This is a genomic window from Pseudomonas sp. LABIM340 (assembly GCF_040017195.2).
Classification (GTDB): domain Bacteria; phylum Pseudomonadota; class Gammaproteobacteria; order Pseudomonadales; family Pseudomonadaceae; genus Pseudomonas.
In genome coordinates, this window is record NZ_CM200227.1 from 5,352,061 (window position 1) to 5,372,260 (window position 20,200).

21 protein-coding genes are annotated in these 20,200 nt (G+C 65.9%); 11 read left to right on the plus strand and 10 right to left on the minus strand.

Going from position 1 to position 20,200, the window contains the following annotated elements; all coding sequences use genetic code 11:
- Nucleotides 1–101: 101 nt before the first annotated feature.
- Nucleotides 102–413 carry a DUF1244 domain-containing protein gene (locus ABKS89_RS24630; RefSeq protein WP_081516252.1) on the plus strand — a complete coding sequence of 104 codons (312 nt, stop codon included), beginning with the start codon at nt 102–104 and terminating at the stop codon, nt 411–413.
- 12 nt (nt 414–425) lie between these two features.
- On the plus strand, nt 426–764 hold the full coding sequence (locus tag ABKS89_RS24635; RefSeq protein ID WP_081516253.1) for a HopJ type III effector protein: 339 nt from the start codon (nt 426–428) through the stop codon (nt 762–764).
- 374 nt (nt 765–1,138) lie between these two features.
- Here ABKS89_RS24635 and trxB read toward each other — a convergent pair whose 3' ends face one another.
- Entirely contained in the window at nt 1,139–2,083 is a 945-nt protein-coding gene (gene trxB / locus ABKS89_RS24640; protein WP_138216073.1) for a thioredoxin-disulfide reductase, read from the minus strand.
- A gap of 421 nt (nt 2,084–2,504) precedes the next feature.
- Here trxB and ABKS89_RS24645 point away from each other — a divergent pair, with 421 nt between their 5' ends.
- The 4 genes from ABKS89_RS24645 (at nt 2,505) to ABKS89_RS24660 (ending at nt 6,931) form a co-directional block, all read left to right on the plus strand.
- The gene (locus tag ABKS89_RS24645; RefSeq protein ID WP_348587393.1) at nt 2,505–4,436 is read left to right on the plus strand and encodes a sensor domain-containing diguanylate cyclase; all 1,932 of its coding nucleotides are present in this window, start codon (nt 2,505–2,507) and stop codon (nt 4,434–4,436) included.
- Between the two features lie 97 nt (nt 4,437–4,533).
- Nucleotides 4,534–5,274, plus strand: coding sequence for a sulfate transporter CysZ (gene cysZ / locus ABKS89_RS24650; RefSeq protein ID WP_081516257.1), 741 nt, complete (start codon nt 4,534–4,536; stop codon nt 5,272–5,274).
- A 97-nt stretch (nt 5,275–5,371) separates the two neighbouring features.
- Entirely contained in the window at nt 5,372–5,671 is a 300-nt protein-coding gene (locus tag ABKS89_RS24655) for a hypothetical protein (RefSeq protein WP_138216071.1), read from the plus strand.
- Nucleotides 5,672–5,737: 66 nt separating this feature from the next.
- Nucleotides 5,738–6,931, plus strand: a complete 1,194-nt coding sequence (locus ABKS89_RS24660; protein WP_138216070.1) for a glycosyltransferase family 4 protein — start codon at nt 5,738–5,740, stop codon at nt 6,929–6,931.
- A 3-nt stretch (nt 6,932–6,934) separates the two neighbouring features.
- Here ABKS89_RS24660 and ABKS89_RS24665 read toward each other — a convergent pair whose 3' ends face one another.
- From ABKS89_RS24665 to ABKS89_RS24680, 4 genes are all read right to left on the minus strand, one after another.
- Nucleotides 6,935–7,894: a DegV family protein gene (locus ABKS89_RS24665; protein ID WP_138216069.1), complete on the minus strand. Its 960-nt coding sequence runs from the start codon at nt 7,892–7,894 to the stop codon at nt 6,935–6,937.
- Nucleotides 7,895–8,684: 790 nt separating this feature from the next.
- Nucleotides 8,685–9,797 carry an NADH:flavin oxidoreductase gene (locus tag ABKS89_RS24670; RefSeq protein WP_138216067.1) on the minus strand — a complete coding sequence of 371 codons (1,113 nt, stop codon included), beginning with the start codon at nt 9,795–9,797 and terminating at the stop codon, nt 8,685–8,687.
- 71 nt (nt 9,798–9,868) lie between these two features.
- A complete protein-coding gene (locus ABKS89_RS24675) occupies nt 9,869–10,459 on the minus strand; it encodes a TetR/AcrR family transcriptional regulator (protein WP_081516261.1) in 591 nt (196 codons plus the stop codon).
- Between the two features lie 74 nt (nt 10,460–10,533).
- Nucleotides 10,534–11,424 carry a LysR substrate-binding domain-containing protein gene (locus tag ABKS89_RS24680; protein WP_348587395.1) on the minus strand — a complete coding sequence of 297 codons (891 nt, stop codon included), beginning with the start codon at nt 11,422–11,424 and terminating at the stop codon, nt 10,534–10,536.
- A gap of 107 nt (nt 11,425–11,531) precedes the next feature.
- On the opposite strand from ABKS89_RS24680, the gene ABKS89_RS24685 reads away from it, so the two are divergent.
- Complete coding sequence (locus ABKS89_RS24685; protein WP_138216065.1) at nt 11,532–11,939, plus strand: tautomerase family protein; 408 nt, start codon at nt 11,532–11,534, stop codon at nt 11,937–11,939.
- Here ABKS89_RS24685 and ABKS89_RS24690 read toward each other — a convergent pair.
- From ABKS89_RS24690 to ABKS89_RS24700, 3 genes are all read right to left on the minus strand, one after another.
- Nucleotides 11,926–12,666: a nitroreductase family protein gene (locus ABKS89_RS24690; protein ID WP_138216064.1), complete on the minus strand. Its 741-nt coding sequence runs from the start codon at nt 12,664–12,666 to the stop codon at nt 11,926–11,928. The genes ABKS89_RS24685 and ABKS89_RS24690 overlap by 14 nt on opposite strands.
- Before the next feature lie 113 nt (nt 12,667–12,779).
- Complete coding sequence (locus tag ABKS89_RS24695; protein WP_081516265.1) at nt 12,780–13,265, minus strand: glutathione peroxidase; 486 nt, start codon at nt 13,263–13,265, stop codon at nt 12,780–12,782.
- Nucleotides 13,266–13,483: 218 nt separating this feature from the next.
- Entirely contained in the window at nt 13,484–13,969 is a 486-nt protein-coding gene (locus ABKS89_RS24700; protein WP_017519102.1) for an FKBP-type peptidyl-prolyl cis-trans isomerase, read from the minus strand.
- On the opposite strand from ABKS89_RS24700, the gene ABKS89_RS24705 reads away from it, so the two are divergent.
- From ABKS89_RS24705 to yihG, 4 genes are all read left to right on the plus strand, one after another.
- On the plus strand, nt 13,938–14,270 hold the full coding sequence (locus ABKS89_RS24705; protein ID WP_138216063.1) for a DUF3565 domain-containing protein: 333 nt from the start codon (nt 13,938–13,940) through the stop codon (nt 14,268–14,270). The genes ABKS89_RS24700 and ABKS89_RS24705 overlap by 32 nt on opposite strands.
- Nucleotides 14,271–14,272: 2 nt before the next feature.
- The gene (locus ABKS89_RS24710) at nt 14,273–15,463 is read left to right on the plus strand and encodes an acetate kinase (protein ID WP_348587396.1); all 1,191 of its coding nucleotides are present in this window, start codon (nt 14,273–14,275) and stop codon (nt 15,461–15,463) included.
- A 61-nt stretch (nt 15,464–15,524) separates the two neighbouring features.
- Nucleotides 15,525–17,651: a phosphate acetyltransferase gene (gene pta / locus ABKS89_RS24715; RefSeq protein WP_348587397.1), complete on the plus strand. Its 2,127-nt coding sequence runs from the start codon at nt 15,525–15,527 to the stop codon at nt 17,649–17,651.
- Between the two features lie 81 nt (nt 17,652–17,732).
- Nucleotides 17,733–18,641, plus strand: coding sequence for a 1-acylglycerol-3-phosphate O-acyltransferase, YihG family (yihG, locus tag ABKS89_RS24720; RefSeq protein ID WP_138216060.1), 909 nt, complete (start codon nt 17,733–17,735; stop codon nt 18,639–18,641).
- A gap of 64 nt (nt 18,642–18,705) precedes the next feature.
- On the opposite strand, the gene ABKS89_RS24725 is transcribed toward yihG, so the two are convergent.
- Together ABKS89_RS24725 and ABKS89_RS24730 are read right to left on the minus strand one after the other, a co-directional pair.
- Nucleotides 18,706–19,419, minus strand: a complete 714-nt coding sequence (locus tag ABKS89_RS24725) for a YiaD family glycine zipper/OmpA-like lipoprotein (RefSeq protein ID WP_138216059.1) — start codon at nt 19,417–19,419, stop codon at nt 18,706–18,708.
- Nucleotides 19,420–19,504: 85 nt separating this feature from the next.
- Complete coding sequence (locus tag ABKS89_RS24730; RefSeq protein ID WP_348587399.1) at nt 19,505–20,146, minus strand: MBL fold metallo-hydrolase; 642 nt, start codon at nt 20,144–20,146, stop codon at nt 19,505–19,507.
- Nucleotides 20,147–20,200 lie beyond the last annotated feature (54 nt).

Genomic DNA, 20,200 nt, shown 5'->3' on the forward strand with positions numbered 1-20,200 from the left:
GTGCCAGTCGGCCAACGGGCGTTGCTGGCAGATCGCCCGCCTCTTAGAATCTCGCCAGCCCCGCCATGCGCCTCCGATGCGCCCTTGTTGAGAGACCTGCCATGACCGAGCCGATGAACCTGACCGACGAGCAGCGCACCGAACTCGAAGCCGCCGCGTTCCGCACCCTGGTGCAGCACCTGCGTACCCGCAAGGACGTGCAGAACATCGATCTGATGAATCTTGCCGGGTTCTGCCGCAACTGCCTGTCCAAGTGGTACAAGGCCGCGGCGGACGACATGGGCCTGCCGGTCAGCCCGGATCAGGCCCGCGAAGAGATCTACGGCATGCCTTACGCCGAATGGAAGGCCAAGTACCAGACGGAAGCCTCGCCCGAGCAACAGGCGGCCTTCGACCACGCGAAGAAACACTAAGAGTTTGCCTTGATGACCCTCACTGATTTCCGCTCGCGCCTGCGCAGCGAGCAGCACCTGTTCACCGACACCCTGGCGTACATCGCCGAGCACTACAGCTACACCCCCAGCGCCTTCACCAACGGCAGCGTGGAAAACCCCGCCGGGCAGAACGAAGGTTCCTGCAAGACCCTGGGTTTCGCGATCCTCGAAGGCCTGAGCCAGGAAGAGTCGCTGCTGGCATTCGGTGAGCACTACCGCGCCGTGCGCGAGCACCCCGAAGGCACTGACCACGCCAACATCCGTGCGTTGCAGACCACCGGCCTTGCCGGCGTCAACTTCGAGCGCCAGCCGCTGTCGCGCCGCGGCTGAGGCTGGCCGGCTCGATGAAAAAGCCCCGCTGATGCGGGGCTTTTTCATACATGGGGCGTGGTATCGGAGTCCCCTGTAGGAGCGCCCCATGGGCGCGATCGCGGGCATGGCCCGCTCCTACAATGGGCATCGGTGCGGGGAGGTAACAGGACGTTGGTGCAGAGAGGTTCGCGAGCAAGCTCGCCCCTGCGGGAACCCATTCGACACACCCAGCACGTAGGGCGCATGACCCGGAACGGGTTATCCGCCGATACCACGACGGCGGATAACGCTGGCGCGTTATCCGCCCTACGAAGAACACCCGCCTCGCTGAGCGGAAAAAGAAAAAGGCCCCGCAAGCGGGGCCCCTTCCTGCACGCCGGCTCTTCGGGCCGTTACAGGGAATCCAGGTAACGCTCCACGTCCAGCGCGGCCATGCAGCCGGCGCCAGCGGAGGTGATCGCCTGGCGGTAGACGTGATCGGCCACGTCGCCAGCGGCGAAGACACCGGGAATATTGGTCGCAGTGGCATTGCCGTCACGGCTGCCGCTGACCACCAGGTAACCGTCCTTCAGCGCAAGCTGGCCTTCGAACAGCGAAGTGTTGGGCGTGTGGCCGATGGCGACGAACAGGCCATCCACCTTCAGCTCGGAAGCCTCACCGTCGTTGTGGCGCAGGCGCACGCCGGTAACGCCCATGTCATCACCCAGCACTTCCTCCACCTGGGCATTCAGGCGCAGCTCGATCTTGCCTTCGGCGATACGCGCACGCAGCTTGTCCTGCAGGATCTTCTCGGCGCGGAAGCTTTCGCGGCGGTGCACCAGGGTGACCTTGCTGGCGATGTTGGCCAGGTACAGCGCCTCTTCCACGGCGGTGTTGCCGCCGCCGACCACCGCCACTTCGCGGTTGCGGTAGAAGAAACCGTCGCAGGTGGCGCAAGCGGACACACCCTTGCCCATGAAGCTTTCTTCCGAGGACAGGCCCAGGTAACGCGCACTGGCGCCGGTGGCGATGATCAGTGCATCGGCGGTGTAGGTGCCGCTGTCGCCCTTGAGTACGAAAGGCTTGCCGGCCAGGTCCACGCCGTGGATGTGGTCGAAGACGATCTCGGTCTCGAAGCGCTCGGCGTGTTCCTGCATGCGCTGCATCAGCGCCGGGCCGGTCAGGCCGTGGGGGTCGCCCGGCCAGTTGTCGACCTCGGTGGTGGTGGTCAGCTGGCCGCCAGCCTGCATCCCGGTGATCAGCAGTGGCTTGAGGTTGGCGCGGGCGGCATAGACCGCGGCGCTGTAGCCGGCAGGCCCGGAACCCAGAATGATGACGCGCGCATGACGATCGGACATGACAGCCTCCAGAGCTCAGATGGGATGAGTCAGGCAAAGAAAAGGGAGCTGCCAAAGCACCAGGGGGAAGGTTGGGAGGGCGGCAGCTCCACGTAAAAGTTTCTTGCGCGGACCGCATGGCCCGGAGACCGTGGGCAATGCGGTGTGACCTGAGTCACGCTTTGCATTGTCCCGCAGAACCCCGGGAAACCCTTGAGATAAGTCAGGGATTTCCGCAGTCGCCCCGGACTCCTTGAGATAAGTCAGGGAGCGGCGGATCGACCCTCGAACTTGTTCGATACCAGATGGCGCGCAGCTTACCGCCGCCGCCGCGTCCTGCTGAAATGTCCAATATCAATGCCCTCCATAGGCTGACCCTATGCAGCGGGCACCCACTGCCTGGATGGCTAGACTCAAGAAACCAAAGGTCACCCGTATCACCATGAACCTTCGCGCCCGCCTGCTATGGCTGTGCCTGCCCCTGTTCACCGCGAGCCTCGCAGGGGTCTGGCTGCTGTCGGACATGATCCTGCTCGACCGCTTCGACCGCGGGGACCGCCAGCACCTCGCCGACGAGGTGCGCATCGTCCACAACCGCGTCGCCTACGAGAAGCAGCGCAACCTCGATATCGTCCACAGCTACGCCTGGTGGGACGCCAGCTATCAGTTCATGCACCTGCCGCAGGCGCGCTTCGTCGAGGACAACCTGGACCAGGACCTGCTGGGCATTCTCGGCTTCGACTACGTGCTGTTCGTCGGCCGCGACGGACACATCCTCGCCCAGCAATGGAAGCTCGACGAACTGTCCGCGCGCTTCCCCGGTCAACAGGTGCCCGACGCCACACAGCTGCGCGACGGCATCCTGCGCACCGCACTGGACCTGGGCGCCCTGCAGATCGACGGCGACCCGCGGCACAGCCTCGACCAATTGCTGCAGATCGAAGGCATCCCCCAGCTGCTGCTCAGCTACCCCATCAGCAACACCGCCGGCACCGCCGAACCGGCCGGCGTGGTCATCGCCGGCGTGCTGCTCGACAGCGCGCGCATGTACAGCCTGCAGACCCAGATGGGCGCGAGCCTGCGCCTGGTGCAAGACAAGGTGCAGGGCAACGACTGGCGCACCTTGAACATCCCCACCGGGCGCGGCGCCACCCTGCTCAGCCCGCGACGTCTGCTGGACGAGAACAGCCAGCAGATGTCCCTGCTCTACCTCGACTCCCGCGGCCGCCCGCAACTACGCCTGGAACTGACCAGCCCGCGGCCGCTTTACCAGCAGGGCCAGCAATCGGTGCGACTGTTCCTCTACCTGACGCTGGCGCTGCTCGGCGGCGCCACCCTGCTCGCCTACGTGGCCCTGGAATTGCGCATCATCCGCAGGGTTTCCACGATGAACCGCGAAGTCGCGGTCATCGGCCAGGACGACACGCCCTCGCGTCTGAGTTCCCAGGGCGCGGACGAACTGGGGCAGCTGGCCCGTGAGATGAACGACATGCTCGACCGCCTGGAGCAGAGCGAGGCACGCGACCGGGCGATCCTCGACGCGATCCGCGACGGCTACTTCGAGATGGACACCACAGGCATCATCCGCACCCTCAACCCGGCGCTGTGCCGGATGCTCGGCTACAACGCCGAGCAACTGAGCGGCCAGCACTTCAGTATCCTGCTGCAGGAGCAGGACCTGCTCCGCGCTCGCAGCCTCTACCAGCAAGCCCGCGACGATGAGCAGGAAACCACCTTCTCCGCGCCCTTCAAGCGCCGCGACGGCCGGCTGGTCAGCTGCGAGACGCGGCTCTCGGCAATCCGTGACGGCCAGGGCGAGTTCCAGGGATTCCGCGGCATCCTGCGCGACATCAGCGACCAGGTGGCCTACCAGAAGCAGCTCATCGACCTGGCCTACCGCGACACCCTCACCGAACTGGGCAACCGCAAGGCGTTCAACGAACAGCTGCAGCAGGCTGTCGTGCACAGCAACCGGGTGTCCCTGCTGTACATCGACCTGGACCGCTTCAAGCAGGTCAACGACCGCTTCGGCCACGCCCTCGGCGATGCCCTGCTCAGCACAGTCGGCGAGCGTATGCGCAACAGCCTGCGCCAGCCCGACCAGGCCTTCCGCCTGGGCGGCGACGAGTTCGCCGTGTTGCTGGAGAACGCCGAGCCCGATCAGGCCGAAGCCCTGGGCATGCGCCTGCTGGCCGTACTCGGCGCCGAGTACCACCTGGGCGGCCAGGTGATCGACTTTGTCACCCCCAGCATCGGCATCGCCTTCTACCCGCAGGATGCCGCCGACGCCGACGCCCTCACCCGCGCCGCCGACATCGCCATGTACCAGGCCAAGCAGGAACGCAACCGCTGCTATCGCTACACGGCAGCCTGAGCGCCGGCCCGCGAACACATACCCGGCAAAACAGACGGCTCGCCGGCCGTTCGCCGGGTCTGCTAAGGTCGCCTACGGTTCAACCCTGGAGAATCCGATGTCCACCCTGAGCGGCCCGCAATACCTCAGCGAAGGCCTGAAACTAATGATGCGCCCCGGCCTGCGACTGTTCGTCCTGCTGCCCCTGAGCATCAACATCCTGCTGTTCGTCGGCCTGATCGGCTTCGCCATCAACCAGTTCAGCCACTGGGTCGACTGGCTGATGCCCAGCCTGCCGGACTGGCTCAGCTTCCTGCAGTTCATCCTCTGGCCGCTGTTCGTGGCGCTGGTGCTGCTGATCGTGTTCTTCACCTTCACCATGATCGCCAACATCATCGCCGCGCCTTTCAACGGTTTCCTCGCGGAAAAGGTCGAGGTGGTGGTGCGTGGCACCGACGACTTCCCCGAATTCAGCTGGGGCGAGCTGATGGCCATGGTGCCGCGCACCATCGGCCGGGAGCTGCGCAAGCTCGGCTACTTCCTGCCGCGCGCAATTGCCTTGTTCATCCTCAGCCTGATCCCCGGTCTGAACCTGATCGCCGCACCGCTGTGGCTGATTTTCGGCGTATGGATGATGGCCGTGCAGTACATCGACTACCCGGCGGACAACCACAAGCTGGGCTGGAACGAGATGCTCGCCTGGCTGCGCAGCAAGCGCTGGGCGTGCATGGGCTTCGGCGGCATCACCTACCTGGCGCTGCTGATCCCGGTGGTCAACCTGGTCGCGATGCCCGCCGCCGTGGCCGGCGCGGTGCTGTTCTGGGTGCGTGAAGGCGGGGACAAGGCGCTGGTGAAGTAATCACCGGCGCCGTATGAATCTTCCTGTTTGACCCGAGAGTGCTGACTGCTGCCGGGGAAATCCGTCCAATGACGTTTTCCCCGGCACCGAGACTTCCATGCGCTCACTGCTTGTCCTCTTCCTCACCCTGCCCCTGGGCGCCGCCCTGGCTGACGATTACGACAGCCGTTTCAGCAGCACATTGCCGACGCAGCCGGCCGCTCCCAGGGACCAACCGAGCGAACCGACCTTCCGTATCAACCAGGATGGTTCGCTCGTTCGTCCGCCGGACGAACGCAGGATCGACAGCGGCAACCCCCTGCTCGATTCCGACGAGTCCCGTGAGCGGGCCAACTGCCAGCGCACCCGCCAGCGCGTCGCCGATCAGGGCAAATTTCCCACCTTCAGCTGCGACTGAGCCGCTGTCACCTATCGATCATCGCTCTGTCATCGGCGCGCCACCGCGCGCCGAGACACTGCGAGCATGACCACGACTCCCCTGCGCATCGCGCTGATCAGTGAAACCTTTCCGCCGGAAATCAACGGCGTTGCCAACACCCTTGGCCGGCTGGCCTCGGGGCTGTTGCGCCTCGGACACCAGATCCAGGTCGTGCGCCCGCGCCAGCAGGGCGACGAAGGCCGTCACAGCGATGGCGAGCTGGTACTCACCCGTGGCTGGCCGCTGCCGGGCTACCCCGGCCTGCAATGGGGCCAGTCCTGCCTGCACAAGCTGCTGCGCCACTGGAACAGCACCCGCCCGGACGTGCTCTACATCGCCACCGAAGGCCCGCTGGGCCTGGCTGCCCTGCGCGCCGCGCGACGCCTGCGGATCCCGGTGATCAGCGGCTTCCACACCAACTTCCAGCAGTACAGCGCGCACTACGGCTTCGGCCCGCTGATGCGCCTGGTGACGCTGTACCTGCGCTGGTTCCACAACCGCACCCAGCGGACCCTGGTGCCCAGCGCCAGCCAGTCCGTGGAGTTGCAGCGGCGCGGTTTCGAGCGCCTAGCGCAGCTTTCGCGCGGCGTCGACAGCCAGCTGTTCAACCCCTCGCGGCGCGACGAAGCATTGCGGCGCGAGTGGGGCCTGGGCGAGCGCGACATCGCCGTGCTGCACGTCGGCCGGCTGGCGGCGGAGAAGAACCTGTCGCTGCTGGGCAGCAGCTTCCGTGCGCTGTGCGCGGCGCACCCGCAGCTCAAGCTGCGCCTGGTGATAGTTGGCGACGGGCCGCAGCGCGCGCACCTGCAGAAGGAGCTGCCCGAAGCGGTGTTCTGTGGACTGCAGCGCGGCGAGGAACTGGCCCGGCACTATGCCAGCGGCGACCTGTTCCTCTTCCCCAGCCTGTCGGAAACCTTCGGCAACGTGGTGCTGGAAGCACTGGCCTCAGGGCTGGCGGTGGTGGCTTTCGACCAGGCAGCGGCGGGCCAGCACATTCGCCACGGACACAACGGAGTGCTCGGCGTACCGGGCGAGAACCAGAGCTTCTTCGAAGCGGCGAGCTGGCTGCTGGGCGACCCGGAGCGCCTGCGCCGGGTACGGCTCAACGCGCGCCACCATGCCATCCATCAGGCGTGGGACACAGTCATCGAGCGCTTCGAGAGTTATCTGCAGGAAGCCTGCCGCGCGGCCCTGCCGGGAAAGAATCCCGGCCTGGGACACGCGGAGGTACACAAGTAGGAATCAGGCGAAGGGCTTGGGCTCGGCGGCGAAGGACAGGCTCATGGCGCCTGCGCCAAGGTTGATGCCGCCCGTGGGGCTGAGCATCGCCAGGTGCACCTGGATGCCTTTCGCCTCGCAGGCATCCTCCAGCGCAGCGAAACCGGGCAGGTCGCGCAGGGCGGATGGATCGCCGGCATAGCTCAGGCACATCTGCGGCGCCAGCAGCTCGCCCGCCTCGACCCGCGCACGGGCGAAGTTGAGCAGGCGCTCGGCGGACTTCTCGTAGTTCGGCGAGACCGACACGGGTTTGTCTTCACCCTGCACCAGGCTCAGCACCGGCTTCATGTCGAGCATAGAGCCGAGGCCGAGGAAGGCGCCGCGCAGACGGTCGCCGATGCTGCTGCGGTCGCCCTTCTGGAAGCCCCGGCGGCGGATGTGCCCCAGGTCGCTGGCGACCAGGAAGGTGTTCATCTGCTGACCGAGTTGCTCCAGGCGGGTACGCACGGCGTTGGGATGCTGGTCTTCGCCGAGCAGGCGCACGCCTTCGGCGGCGAGCACGGCAAGGCCGGCGAACACCGTCTGGCTGTCGATCACCCGCAACGCGAACGGCCCGGCGATGCCGGCGGCGGCGCGGCGCTCCTTGTAGCTCTGCAGCAGACTGAAGGAGGCCTGGGTGGCGTGCTCGAAGATCGGGCTGCGCTGGCTGGTCACGGTCAGGCAGATCACGTAGTCGAAATCGGTGACCAGCTGTTCCAGGAACCAGTCATGGGTCTGCGCCGGCGTCAGCGGTTCGCTGCCGTCCTCGGGGCCGACCTTGGGCAGGTCCTGGGAATAAAACTTGAGGGTGGTGTCGGGATCGCGATCATCGACAATGCGACGCTCGCCCACACGGATGCCGATGGGCAGTACGCGAATGTTGTTGGCAGCAAGGAATTCCGGGGGAAGGTCGCAGGTTGCATCGACCACCAAGCCGATCCGCATGTCTTACTCCTATGGCCGTATCCCGGCCTATTTTTGTGTGAACGCCGTCATACTCTGCCCGTTTCGGACCGGGAAGTCAGCATGCGGAAAGGTGGGTCTCGGAAAAGATTTGTAAACGCCTAGGACGGTGCTTTCAGACCATTCAGGCTGTTTATGGATCACCATAACCGAGACACGACATCCCAAACTGCAGGAACACGCCATGCGCGCGATCGCAGGCATTGTGCGCGTCTACAGGTTCGGCTCTGCGTTGGGCGGTTCGCGAGCAAGGAGTAGGCGTCCCCCTCGATCCTACGAAGAGCCGCTCCAGCTCTGGCTCTGGCTCTGAAGACTTCCAGAAAAATATCCGCACGCGCCGAATGCCCCGTTCAGGAGGCCTCGTTGAAGCGGAGTTTCAGGGGTTGAGCGGCATGGATGCCGCGAGAGCCGCGATGGGCCAGGGATGGCCCTTCGCGGCGTGCCCCTGAAACTTCGCTTCAACGAGGGAATTTTTCGCCTAAGCGAAAAACCGGATGTCCGGGGCAAGACCTTTGCCTACTTTGGGTCGTTTGCCAAAGTAGGTCGCCCGAGGGGGCGAAACACGGAGTCCTCGCGCACACCGTTGCGGCGCTGACACAACCAAGCCAAAGCAGAAAAAACCTGCACCATAGGAGCAGAGACAGACGCCGGCCCTGCCGACGGATCGCGGGCATGGCCCGCTCCTACAAGGGATTCCGTGCAAAGGCTCAGCAAAAGAAGAAACCCCTGGCACCGATGGCGCCAGGGGCTTTTCATTTCAGCGGATCGCGGATCAGGCCAGCGACATCAGCGCATCGCGGCTGAAGGGTTTGATGTCCTCCAGGCGGCCGTCACGCACTTTCACTGCCCAGTCCGGGTCGACCAGCAGGGCGCGGCCGACGGCCACCAGGTCAAACTCTTCCTTGTTCAGGCGCTCCAGCAGACCGTCGATACCCGACGGCTGGGCGACTTCCTCGGTGTTGCCGAAGAAAGCGAGGAACTCGCTGCCATCCAGGCCGACGTTTCCGACGGTGATGGTCGGCTTGCCGATGAGCTGGCGAGTCCAGCCGGCCAGGTTGAGGTCGGAGCCTTCGAATTCCGGAATCCAGAAGCGGCGGGTGGAGCAGTGGAAGATGTCCACGCCGGCATCCGACAGCGGCTTGAGGAAGGCTTCCAGCTCTTCGGCGGTCTGCACCAGACGGGCGCTGTAGTCCTGCTGCTTCCACTGGGAGAAGCGGAAGATGATCGGGTAGTCGGGGCCGACGGCCGCGCGCACGGCCTGGATCAGCTCGATGGCGAAACGTGAACGGTTGGCCAGGCTGCCGCCGTATTCGTCGGTGCGCTTGTTGCTGCCGTCCCAGAAGAACTGGTCGATCAGGTAGCCGTGGGCGCCGTGGATTTCCACGCCGTCCATGCCGATGGACTTGGCGTCGACGGCAGCCTGGGCGAAGGCGGCGATGACTTCCTGGATATCTTCCCTGGTCATCTCATGGACCAGCACGGTGCCGTCCTTTTCCTTGCCGCTGGGGCCGTAACCCGGAACGCTGGCGTCCGGCTCGGTGCCCAGGCGGCGCACGGCGCCGACGTGCCACAGCTGCGGGACGATCTTGCCGCCTTCGGCGTGCACGGCGTCGACCACCTGCTTCCAGCCAGCCAGGGCATCTTCACCGTAGAAGCGCGGTACGTTCGGGTAGCCGTTGGCGGCCTTGTGGTTGACCGTGGTGCCTTCAGTGACGATCAGGCCGACGCCGGCAGCGGCGCGGCGACGGTAGTACTCGACCACCTGGGCGTGGGGTACGCCGCCCGGGGTGAAGTTGCGGGTCATCGGCGCCATCACGATGCGCGTGGGTAGTTCCAGGCCGCCCAGGCGGAAGGGCGAGAACAGGGTGTCTACGGATGCGGTCATTGGGGTCTCCATGACGACCAGGCGACCGGTCGTCTCGTTTTTTAAGAAGGGGAAGTGATGACTCAGGCAGATCAGGCCTGAAGCAGGTGCTCCAGGCGTTCGATAAAGCGTTCCACCGGCTTGAGCGAGGCGCTGACCTTCATCCGCGCCAGCACGCCCTGCCAGGCGTTGCCGATGAACTCGGCGAGGGATTCGGCGTCTTCCGCTGCCGGCAGCTCACCTGCGCGCTGGGCGTCGATCAGGCAGCCGCGCAGGGTGTCGATGGACTGCTGGAGGATGCCGTCGACCCGCTCGGCGATCGCCGGCGACAACTCGGCCATCTCGAAGCTCAGGCTGCCGATGAAGCAGTGGTATTCGAGCTTCTCCTGGCGGGCGAAGTGCGCCAGGAGTTCGCGGTAATAGGTGAGGATGCGCGCACGCGGGCCCAGTGCCGGGTTGCCCAGCGCCTCAGCGTAACGGGCCAGGCGCGGTGCATACAGATGCTCCAGGGCCTGCAAGGCGAAGTCTTCCTTGCTCTCGAAGTAGTGATAGAAAGAGCCCTTGGGGATGCCGGCGGCCTGGACGATGTCCTGCACGCCGGTGCCGTGGTAGCCGCTGCGGGTCATCGCCAGGGAGCCCTTGGCGAGGATCAGGTCGCGTTTGTCGAGTCGGATGCTGTTCATGGGCGCAAGAATATGACCGGTCGTCTCGCTTTTTCCAGCACCATTGATCGCAGTGATTTTCCTCCACAAGCGGATCAGCGAATCGCCGGGCTTTCCAGCAGCTCTGCCACACCTTCCTGCAGCAGTTCGCGCAAACGCTCCACCAGCGCTTCCGGCTCTGCTTCGCTGCGGTGCAGGCACAGGCCCAGCGGCGCCATGGCCGGCAAGCCGGCGCGCTCGGCGTCCAGCTGTTCGACACTGGCCGGTAAGCCGATCGGCGTACGCAGGCCGACGCCCAGCCCAGCGCCGACTGCCGCCCAGATGCCGGACAACCCGGCGCTGGTGAACGCCACGCGCCAGGCGATACCGGCCCGATCCAGCGCCGCCGTTGCCGCGCTGCGCAGCAGGCACGGCGCCTCCAGCATCACCAGCGGCAAGGGTTCCGCGCCGGGGGATGGGAATGCGTCCGGCGCGCCGATCCAGCATTGCGCCACTGCGCCGATGCGCTCCATGTGCGGCGTGCGTTCGCCGGTTTCCCAGGCCAGTGCCAGGTCCAGCTCGCCGCTGCGCACGCCTTCTATGAGCTGCTGATTGCGCGCCGTGCGTACCTCGATGCGTACCTTGGGATGGGCGCGGGCGAAGCGCGCCAGCACGGCGGGCAGCAGGGTTTCGCCGAAGTCTTCCTGCAGACCGAGGCGCACCCGGCCTTCCAGCGAGCCGCCGCGCAAGGCAGCGGCCGCTTCGTCATTCAATTCGAGCAGGCGGCGGGCGTAGGCCAGCAGCGTCTCGCCCGCCTCGGTCAGCGCCATGCCGCGCCCTTCACGGCGCAGCACCGGAGTGCCGGCCTGCTCCTCCAGCTTCTTCAACTGCGCGCTGACCGCGGAAGTGGAACGCCCCAGGCGATCCGCCGCGCGGGCGAAGCTGCCCAGCTCGATGCCGGTGACGAAGGTGCGCAGCACGTCGAGGTCGAAGTTGATGCGGGCCATGGCAACCATCCTGATTAATCGAACTATCGGTCAAATATTTCCCGATTTTCCGAATCAACTTGCCGGGCTAGCCTGAACTCGTCAATCACCCACCGAGGAACGGCGCCATGCCTACCGTCCGCATCTCCCTGCTCAAGGGCAAGCAACCCGAGTACCTGCGCGAACTCGCCGACACCGTCTACGACGCCATGCACGAGGCTTTCAACGTGCCGGAGGGCGACCAGTTCGTGATGATCCACCAGCACGAGGCTGAAGAGTTCGTCTTCAACCGCCACTACCTGGGCGGGCCGCGCAGTGACGACTTCGTGCTGATCGCCATCACCATCGGTCGCCCACGGGACTCGCAGACCCGGCAGGCGTTCTACCGCCGGCTGAACGCGCTGCTGGGCGAGCGGCTGGGCATAGCCAGCGAAGACGTGATGGTGCAGATCACCAACAGCGACGCAGACGACTGGTCCTTCGGCGGCGGGCGCATGGGTGTGCTGACGCGCCCCGATGCGCTCAGTGCCAGCTGACGCGCTGCTCCAGCGGGAAACGCAGGCGCGGGTTGTAGACGCCGTTGTCGGCAGCCCGACCGGCAGCCAGCAGCATGATCGGCACCGCGCGCGGGGGAATCTGCAGCACCTTACGCAGCCTCACCTCGTCGAAGCCTTCCATGGGGCAAGTGGCGTAGCCGTGGCTCTGTAGGGCAAGCATCAGGTTCTGCGCCGCCAGCGAGGTGGACTTCACCGCCCACAGGCGCATCTCGGCGTGGCTGTTGGGCTGGCGCATCAGCGCGCGACGGCGACCGACCACCGCATACAGCGCGCGCTTGAACAGCCCGCGCAGGCCGAACGCACCCTGGTTGTACTGGAAGGGCGCGGTGCGCTGGTAGAAGTCGCGCACCTTCTCCGGCACCTGCGGCTCGGGCCACTGCTCGAGGACCGCCGCGCACGACTCGCGCCAGGTATCCGGCCGCGCCAGCACGGCGATCAGCACCGGTGCAGTGCGTGCCGCATTCTGCCCCAGGCACACCGGCGCCAGCTGGCGGCGCAGCTCGGCATCGCGGATCACCAGGAAGCTCCACGGCTGCAGGTTGCAGGCATTGGGCGCCAGCACCGCCTGTTCCAGGCAGTCACGCAGCACGGCATCCGGCACCGGTTCGTCGAGGAAGCGACGCACCGCGCGGCGCTGTTCGATCAGGGCGCGCAAGGCGTCGGGCGTGGCGGGCAGGCAGGAAGACTCGGCGGCGAAACGGCTCATGGCGGGCTCCGGAAGCAGGTCGCCCGATTAAGCCGTCACCACTGGCGTGGAACAAGACGAAAGGGAGAAATGCCGGCGGGATTGGCGCATGCGCCCTCTCCCGCCGGGGAGGATCAGGCGCCCAGCGCCTTCTCGATGGCCTGGATCAGCGCCGGATCATCCGGCGTGGTGCGCGGGCTGAAGCGGGCCAGCACGCGGCCATCCGGGCCGAGGAGGAATTTCTCGAAGTTCCAGGTGATGTCGCCGGGGAACTCGGCGCCCTCGCCCGCCAGCAGGCGGTACAGCGGGTGGCGCTCGGAGCCGTTGACCTCGAGCTTGCCCGACATGGGGAAGCTGACCCCGTAGTTCAGCGAGCAGAACGACTGGATCTCGGATTCGCTGCCCGGCTCCTGCCCGGCGAACTGGTTGCACGGCAGACCCAGTACCACGAACCCCTGATCCTTGTATTGCTGGTAGAGCTGCTCCAGACCGGTGTACTGCGGAGTCAGGCCGCATTTCGAGGCGACGTTGACCACCAGCACGACCTTGCCCTTGAGCGGGGCCAGCGGCAGATCCTGGCCGTCGAGACCATGCAGCGTCAGATCGTGAAAAGCGCTCATTGCTTGCTCCTTGAAGAGGTAGGCACAAAGTGCCCGCGCAGGGAGCGGACAACCTGTCCGTCGTGCTGCGCAATCCCAGTCGATACGGGAAAAATGCCCTGGCATTCTTTGCAGTTACAGCGACTTGCATGAGAAAGGCGCCCGAAGGCGCCTTTCACGATTGAGCGTAGCAGCTCAATGATGGCTGCACCCGGTCGATGGCGACCGGGTGACGACAATCAGTGGTGGTGACCACCTTCGCCATGGACGTGGCCATGGGCAACTTCTTCGGCGGAAGCGTCGCGGATGTCGACCACTTTCACCTTGAAGTTCAGGCGCTGGCCGGCCAGCGGGTGGTTGCCGTCGACGATCACGTCATCGCCTTCGATGTCGCGGATGGTGACGATCTGCATGCCGCCGTCCGGAGCGGAAGCGTGGAACTGCATGCCGACTTCCAGCTCGTCCACGCCTTCGAACATTTCGCGGGTCAGGGTGGCAACCAGCTCGGCGCTGTATTCGCCGTAGGCATCGGCCGGCTCGACGGTCACGTCCAGCTCGTCACCGACCTGCTTGCCTTCCAGGGCCTTTTCCAGGCCGCCGATGATGTTGTGGGCACCGTGCAGGTAGACCAGCGGAGCGCCGCCGGCGGAGCTGTCGATGACCTCACCCGCGTCGTTGGTCAGGGTATAGTCGATGGAAACCGCCTTGTTGGCCGCGATCTGCATGGTTCGAAACCTATCTGATATAGAAGTTGAGCGCGTAAGTTTACGCGGCGACGCCCCCGAATGCGACCCGAAGACGGACGGACGGGATCACGCAGCCCCGCCGCGCCTGCTTGACTTTCATCAGGACGAAGAAGGCCACTGGGTGGCAGTCTTGTCCTGCGGCCACACCCAGCACCTGCGCCACCAGCCGCCCTGGCAGTCGCGGCCCTGGGTGCTGGACCCGCAGCAGCGCTTGGCGCAGATCGGCCGCTGGTTCCCCTGCGGCTGGTGCGCCAGGCAATCCGACAGCAACAAGGAGTAGGCATGCCGGCTCGCAATATCCTGGTGATCAACTGCGGTAGTTCGTCGATCAAGTTCGCTCTGGTTCGAGAGGGACGCGACGAATTCATCCTCCATGGCCTGGCCGAACGCCTCGGCGCCAACGGCGCCAGCCTGCGCTGGCAGGGCGAGACCGACGAGCAGCCGCAGACCCTGGAGCTGCCCGGCGCCGACCACAAGGCCGCCCTCGCCCGCCTGCTGCCGCTGGTGGCCCAGGCCGCCCAGGGCGAGCTGCACGCCATCGGCCACCGCGTGGTGCACGGCGGCGAGCGCTTCACCCAGGCCTCGCGCCTGACCGAAGAAGTGCTCAGCGCCATCCGCGAGACCTCGCCCCTGGCGCCGCTGCACAACCCGGCCAACCTGGTGGGCATCGACGCCGCCATGGCGCTCTACCCGGACCTTCCGCACATCGCGGTGTTCGACACCGCCTTCCACCAGAGCCTGCCCGAGCGCGCCTACCGCTACGCCATCCCCGAACCGCTGTACCGCGAGCAGCATGTGCGCCGCTACGGTTTCCATGGCACCAGCCACCGCTACGTCAGCCACAAGGCCGCGGAAATGAGCGGGCTGGCAGTGGGCGACAGCTACTGGCTGTCCGCGCACCTGGGCAACGGCAGCTCCACCTGCGCCATCGCCAACGGCCAGAGCCGCGACACCAGCATGGGCCTGACCCCGCTGGAAGGCCTGATGATGGGCACACGCTCCGGGGACGTCGACCCGAACCTGCACAGCCACCTGGCGCGCACCCTGGGCTGGAGCCTGGAGAAGATCGACCACATGCTCAACCACGACAGCGGCCTGCTCGGCCTGTCGGGGCTGTCCAACGACATGCGCACCCTGGAGAACGCCCGCGAGCAGGGCCACGCCAATGCGGCGCTGGCCATCGAAGTATTCTGTTACCGATTGGCCAAGTCGCTGGCCTCGCTGACCTGTGCGCTGCCGCGCCTGGACGGCATCATCTTCACCGGTGGCATCGGCGAGAACTCCGCGCTGGTGCGCAACCTCACGGTCAAGCACCTGCACGTGCTCAATCTCGAACTCGACGGCGAAGCCAACGCCCGCTGCGTGCGCGGCGTCGGCGGGCCGATCCACCTGCCCGGCCACCCCCGCGTGCTGGTGATCCCCACCAACGAGGAAAAGCAGATCGCACTCGACACCCTGGCCGTGCTCGACTGAAGATTCATTGGTTGTGCCCCACAAGGGCAACTCCCACTCCCGCACGGCTTAAGGAGCCCGGATGCACACCTTCTTCCTCGCACCGACCGGTTTCGGTGTCGGCCTGACGTCCACCAGCCTGGGCCTGATCCGCGCCCTGCAACGCGCCGGCCTGAAAGTCGGCTTCTTCAAGCCCATCGCCCAGCCCCACGCCGGGGACGATGGCCCGGAGCGCTCCAGCGAACTGGTCGCGCGCACCCACGGCCTCAACGCACCCACCCCGCTGTCACTGTCCAAGGTCGAGCGCATGCTCGGCGACGGTCTGCTCGACGAACTGCTCGAGGACATCGTCGGGATGTACAACAGCGCCGCCGTCGACAAGGACGTGATGATCGTCGAGGGCATGGTGCCGACCAAGCACGCCAGCTACGCCGCGCGCATCAACGCGCATCTGGCGCGCAGCGTGGACGCCGAAGTGATCCTCGTCTCCGCGCCGGACAACGAGACGGTGGGCGAGCTCTCCGACCGCATCGAGATCCTCGCCCAGCTGTTCGGCGGCCCGCGCGACCCGCACCTGGCCGGCCTGATCGTGAACAAGGTCCGCGGCGGCGAAAGCGACGACATGCCGCGTGACGCCGAAGAAGCCGCACGGCTGTTCGGCGAACGCCTGAAGGAACACTCCCCACTGCTGCGCGACGGCGACGTGCGCCTGCTCGGCTGCATCCCCTGGCAGGACGAGATGAACGCCCCGCGCACCCGCGACGTCGCCGACCTGCTGGACGCCAGCGTGCTCAACGCCGGCGACTACGAACAACGCCGCGTGCAGAAGATCATCCTCTGCGCACCCTCGGCGCCCAACACCGTGCACCTGCTCAAACCCGGCGTGCTGGTGGTGGTGCCGGGCGACCGCGACGACATCATCCTCGCCGCGTGCCTCGCCGCCATGAACGGTGTGCCGCTGGCCGGCCTGCTGCTGTGCTCGGGCCTGATGCCGGACGCGCGGATCATGGAGCTGTGCCGCAGCGCGCTGCAGAGCGGCCTGCCGGTGCTGACGGTGAAAACCGGCTCGTTCGACACCGCCGGCGACCTGTCGCGGATGAACAAGGAAATCCCGGTGGACGACCGCGAGCGCGCCGAGCGCGTCACCGAGTTCGTCGCCGAACACATCGACTTCGAGTGGCTCAAGGACCGCTGCGGCTCCCCCCATGAGCTGCGCCTGTCCCCGCCGGTATTCCGCTACCAGCTCACCCAGCGCGCCAATCGCGCCGACAAGCGCATCGTCCTGCCCGAAGGCAGCGAGCCGCGCACCGTGCAGGCCGCCGCCATCTGCCACGCCCGCGGCATCGCCCGCTGCGTGCTGCTGGCCAAGCCCGACGACGTGCAGGCCGTGGCGCAGATGCTGGGCATCGTGCTGCCCGAGGACCTGGAAGTGGTCGACCCGGATCTGGTGCGCAGCCGCTACGTCGAACCCATGGTCGAGCTGCGCAAGGGCAAGAGCCTGAACGCGCCGATGGCCGAGCAGCAGCTGGAAGACAACGTGGTGCTGGGCACCATGATGCTCGCCCTGGACGAAGTGGACGGGCTGGTCTCCGGCGCCATCCACACCACCGCCAACACCATCCGCCCGGCCCTGCAGCTGATCAAGACAGCGCCCGGCTACAACCTGGTGTCCTCGGTGTTCTTCATGCTGCTGCCCGACCAGGTGGTGGTCTATGGCGACTGCGCGGTGAATCCCGATCCTTCGGCCAGTGACCTGGCGGAGATCGCCCTGCAGAGTGCCGCCTCGGCACAGGCCTTCGGCATCACCCCGCGAGTGGCGATGATCAGCTACTCCACCGGCGACTCCGGAACCGGCGCAGATGTCGAGAAAGTCCGCGAAGCTACGCGCATCGCGCAGGAAAAACGCCCCGATCTGTTGATTGACGGCCCCTTGCAGTATGATGCCGCCGCCATCGCCAGCGTGGGCCGTCTGAAGGCTCCGGAAAGCCAGGTGGCAGGACGCGCCAACGTGTACGTGTTCCCCGACCTGAACACCGGGAACACCACCTACAAGGCGGTCCAGCGCAGCGCCGACTGCGTCAGCATCGGGCCGATGCTGCAGGGCCTGCGCAAACCGGTGAACGACCTGTCGCGCGGGGCGCTGGTGGACGACATCGTCTATACCATCGCGCTGACGGCGATTCAGGCAGACAGCAGCAAGGATGGCTGACTGACACGGCACGAGGGATGTGCCCAAGAACGCATCACGCGCCCGGCCGACCGGGCGCCTACGTACAAGGACCATTCCTCGATGTTGAGTTTCCTCCCGCACACCCTGCGCGGCATCCTCGCCACCCTGATCCTGGTGACGAGCACGCTGTGCTGGTGCATTCCGCTACTGGGCATGTCGATCATCAAGCTGCTGCTACCCTTCAAGGCAGCGCAGCTGGCGCTCAGCAAAGTCATGAGCGTGATCGCCGAAAGCTGGATCACCTGCAACAAGGGCTGGATGAACCTGGTCCGCAACACCGGCTGGAACGTGCAGGGCCTGCAGGGCCTGCACTACGACCACTCCTACCTGGTCACCAGCAACCACCAGAGCTGGGTGGACATCCTCGTCCTGCAGTACCAGCTCAACCGCCGCATTCCGCTGCTGCGCTTCTTCCTCAAGCAGGAGCTGATCTGGGTCCCGGTGATCGGCCTGTGCTGGTGGGCGCTCGATTTCCCCTTCATGAAGCGCTACACCAAGGCCTACCTTGCCAAGCACCCGGAAAAGAAAGGCAAGGACCTGGAGACCACCCGCAAGGCGTGCGCCAAGTTCAGCCGTATCCCGGTGGCGATCTTCAACTTCCTCGAAGGCACCCGCTTCACCCCCGCCAAGCATGACGAGCAGAACTCGCAGTTCCAGCATCTGCTCAAGCCCAAGGCCGGCGGCATCGCCTTCGTCCTCGACGCCATGGGCGAGCAGCTGCGCACCCTGGTCAACGTCACCATCCACTACCCCGACGGCCGCCCGACCTTCTGGTGCCTGCTGTCCGGCCGCCTGCGCTCGGTGGTGGTGCGCTTCGAGGAGCTGGAAATCCCCCGCCAGTTCATCGGCAAGAGCTACGACCAGGACGAGGGCTACCGCGCCGAGTTCCAGCTGTGGGTAAATCAGCTGTGGGAGCGCAAGGACCAGTTGCTGACGCAGTTGCACCGGGAATTCCCCGCCAAGGCTTGAGCCGGCGTCGGTAACCCCACAACGAAAAAGCCCGCCAATCGGCGGGCTTTTTCATGGGTGAGGCTTACTGCTGGTACTGCTGGGTCTGCGCGTTCGGCAGGGCCTTCAGGTTCACTTCCACGCGGCGGTTCTGCGCGCGGCCGTTGGCGTCGGCGTTGGAGGCAACCGGCTGGTCCGGGCCCATGCCACGGGTGCTGACGCGAGTGCCGTCGACGCCCTGGGAGGTCAGGTAAGTGGCAACGGACTGGGCACGACGCTGGGACAGGTCCATGTTGTGCTGGCGGCTGCCGGTGCTGTCGGTGTAGCCGACGATCTCGATGCTGTTCTGGTTGAACTCCTTGAAGGAGTTGGCCAGGTTGTTCAGCGGGGTGTAGAAGGACGGCGCGATGTTCGCCGAATCGGTGGCGAAGGTGATGTTGCCCGGCATGATCAGCTTGATGTCATCACCCTGGCGCTCGACCTGCACACCAGTGCCCTGCATCTGCTGGCGCAGCTTGGCTTCCTGCTTGTCGGCGTAGTAGCCGTAGCCGGCGGCGGCGGCACCGATGGCGGCAGCGCCGATCATCGCGCCCTTGCCACGGTTGTCATGGTTGATCGCAGCACCGGCGACGGCGCCGGCCAGCGCGCCCAGCGCGCCGTACTTGGCGGTCTTACTCATGCCGCCCTCGGCCGGCGGGGCCTGGGTGTTGGGGTCATAGGGGTTCTGGGAGGCGCAACCGGCCATGAGGGCGAAGGCGGTGGCAGCCGCAACCATGGACAGACTACGTGCGGTGAACATGTCGGATGACTCCTCGAAATAGCGAAACACCCATTAGCGGGCGGCAGATTAGAGCTTAGGTCGTGCAAATAATTCCGTAACAACCTTAAGCGCGGATGAAGGGATTCTCCCTCATCTCGTCACCCAGGTTGGTATCCGGGCCGTGGCCGGTGACCACGGTCGCGTCTTCGTCCAGCGAGTACAGGCGCTCGCGAATCGAGCGCTCGATGGTGGCGTAGTCGCCGCCCCACAGGTCGGTGCGGCCGATGCTGCGACGGAATAGCGTGTCGCCGGCGATCAGCAGCTTGTCCTGGGGGAACCAGAAGCTCATCGAGCCCGGCGTATGCCCCGGGGTGTGCAGCGCCACGCCGCAGCCGCAGGCCAGCTCCTCGTCATCGGCCAGCCACTGGTCCGGCGAAGGCACCGGAGTATAGGGGACGCCGAACATGCGGCACTGCATCTCCAAGTTATCCCAGAGGAACTGGTCGTCCTTGTGCAGGTGCAGGGTCGCGCCGGTCTTCTCCTTCATCTGCCCGGAGGCGAGGAAGTGGTCCAGGTGCGCGTGGGTGTGGATGATGCTGACCACCTTAAGCCCCAGCGCGTCGAGACGCTGCAGGATGAGCTCGTGGTCGCCGCCCGGATCGACGACGATGGCCTTCTTCGTCAGCGGGTCGCCGATGATGGTGCAGTTGCACTGCAGGGGGCCGACAGGGAAAGTTTCGCGGATGAGGGTAGGCTGATCGGTCATCGGTTACTCCGGAGCGGTGAGCGGCCAGCGAAGCCGGCATGGCAGTCGGCGGCC

Excerpts from the sequence above, each read along its gene's own strand:
- ABKS89_RS24630 (WP_081516252.1), top strand. The coding sequence starts at position 102 with ATGACCGAGCCGATGAACCTGACCGACGAGCAGCGCACCGAACTCGAA.
- ABKS89_RS24635 (WP_081516253.1), top strand. The coding sequence starts at position 426 with ATGACCCTCACTGATTTCCGCTCGCGCCTGCGCAGCGAGCAGCACCTG.
- trxB (WP_138216073.1), bottom strand. The coding sequence starts at position 2,083 with ATGTCCGATCGTCATGCGCGCGTCATCATTCTGGGTTCCGGGCCTGCC.
- ABKS89_RS24645 (WP_348587393.1), top strand. The coding sequence starts at position 2,505 with ATGAACCTTCGCGCCCGCCTGCTATGGCTGTGCCTGCCCCTGTTCACC.
- cysZ (WP_081516257.1), top strand. The coding sequence starts at position 4,534 with ATGTCCACCCTGAGCGGCCCGCAATACCTCAGCGAAGGCCTGAAACTA.
- ABKS89_RS24655 (WP_138216071.1), top strand. The coding sequence starts at position 5,372 with ATGCGCTCACTGCTTGTCCTCTTCCTCACCCTGCCCCTGGGCGCCGCC.
- ABKS89_RS24660 (WP_138216070.1), top strand. The coding sequence starts at position 5,738 with ATGACCACGACTCCCCTGCGCATCGCGCTGATCAGTGAAACCTTTCCG.
- ABKS89_RS24665 (WP_138216069.1), bottom strand. The coding sequence starts at position 7,894 with ATGCGGATCGGCTTGGTGGTCGATGCAACCTGCGACCTTCCCCCGGAA.
- ABKS89_RS24670 (WP_138216067.1), bottom strand. The coding sequence starts at position 9,797 with ATGACCGCATCCGTAGACACCCTGTTCTCGCCCTTCCGCCTGGGCGGC.
- ABKS89_RS24675 (WP_081516261.1), bottom strand. The coding sequence starts at position 10,459 with ATGAACAGCATCCGACTCGACAAACGCGACCTGATCCTCGCCAAGGGC.
- ABKS89_RS24680 (WP_348587395.1), bottom strand. The coding sequence starts at position 11,424 with ATGGCCCGCATCAACTTCGACCTCGACGTGCTGCGCACCTTCGTCACC.
- ABKS89_RS24685 (WP_138216065.1), top strand. The coding sequence starts at position 11,532 with ATGCCTACCGTCCGCATCTCCCTGCTCAAGGGCAAGCAACCCGAGTAC.
- ABKS89_RS24690 (WP_138216064.1), bottom strand. The coding sequence starts at position 12,666 with ATGAGCCGTTTCGCCGCCGAGTCTTCCTGCCTGCCCGCCACGCCCGAC.
- ABKS89_RS24695 (WP_081516265.1), bottom strand. The coding sequence starts at position 13,265 with ATGAGCGCTTTTCACGATCTGACGCTGCATGGTCTCGACGGCCAGGAT.
- ABKS89_RS24705 (WP_138216063.1), top strand. The coding sequence starts at position 13,938 with ATGGAAACCGCCTTGTTGGCCGCGATCTGCATGGTTCGAAACCTATCT.
- ABKS89_RS24700 (WP_017519102.1), bottom strand. The coding sequence starts at position 13,969 with ATGCAGATCGCGGCCAACAAGGCGGTTTCCATCGACTATACCCTGACC.
- ABKS89_RS24710 (WP_348587396.1), top strand. The coding sequence starts at position 14,273 with ATGCCGGCTCGCAATATCCTGGTGATCAACTGCGGTAGTTCGTCGATC.
- pta (WP_348587397.1), top strand. The coding sequence starts at position 15,525 with ATGCACACCTTCTTCCTCGCACCGACCGGTTTCGGTGTCGGCCTGACG.
- yihG (WP_138216060.1), top strand. The coding sequence starts at position 17,733 with ATGTTGAGTTTCCTCCCGCACACCCTGCGCGGCATCCTCGCCACCCTG.
- ABKS89_RS24725 (WP_138216059.1), bottom strand. The coding sequence starts at position 19,419 with ATGTTCACCGCACGTAGTCTGTCCATGGTTGCGGCTGCCACCGCCTTC.
- ABKS89_RS24730 (WP_348587399.1), bottom strand. The coding sequence starts at position 20,146 with ATGACCGATCAGCCTACCCTCATCCGCGAAACTTTCCCTGTCGGCCCC.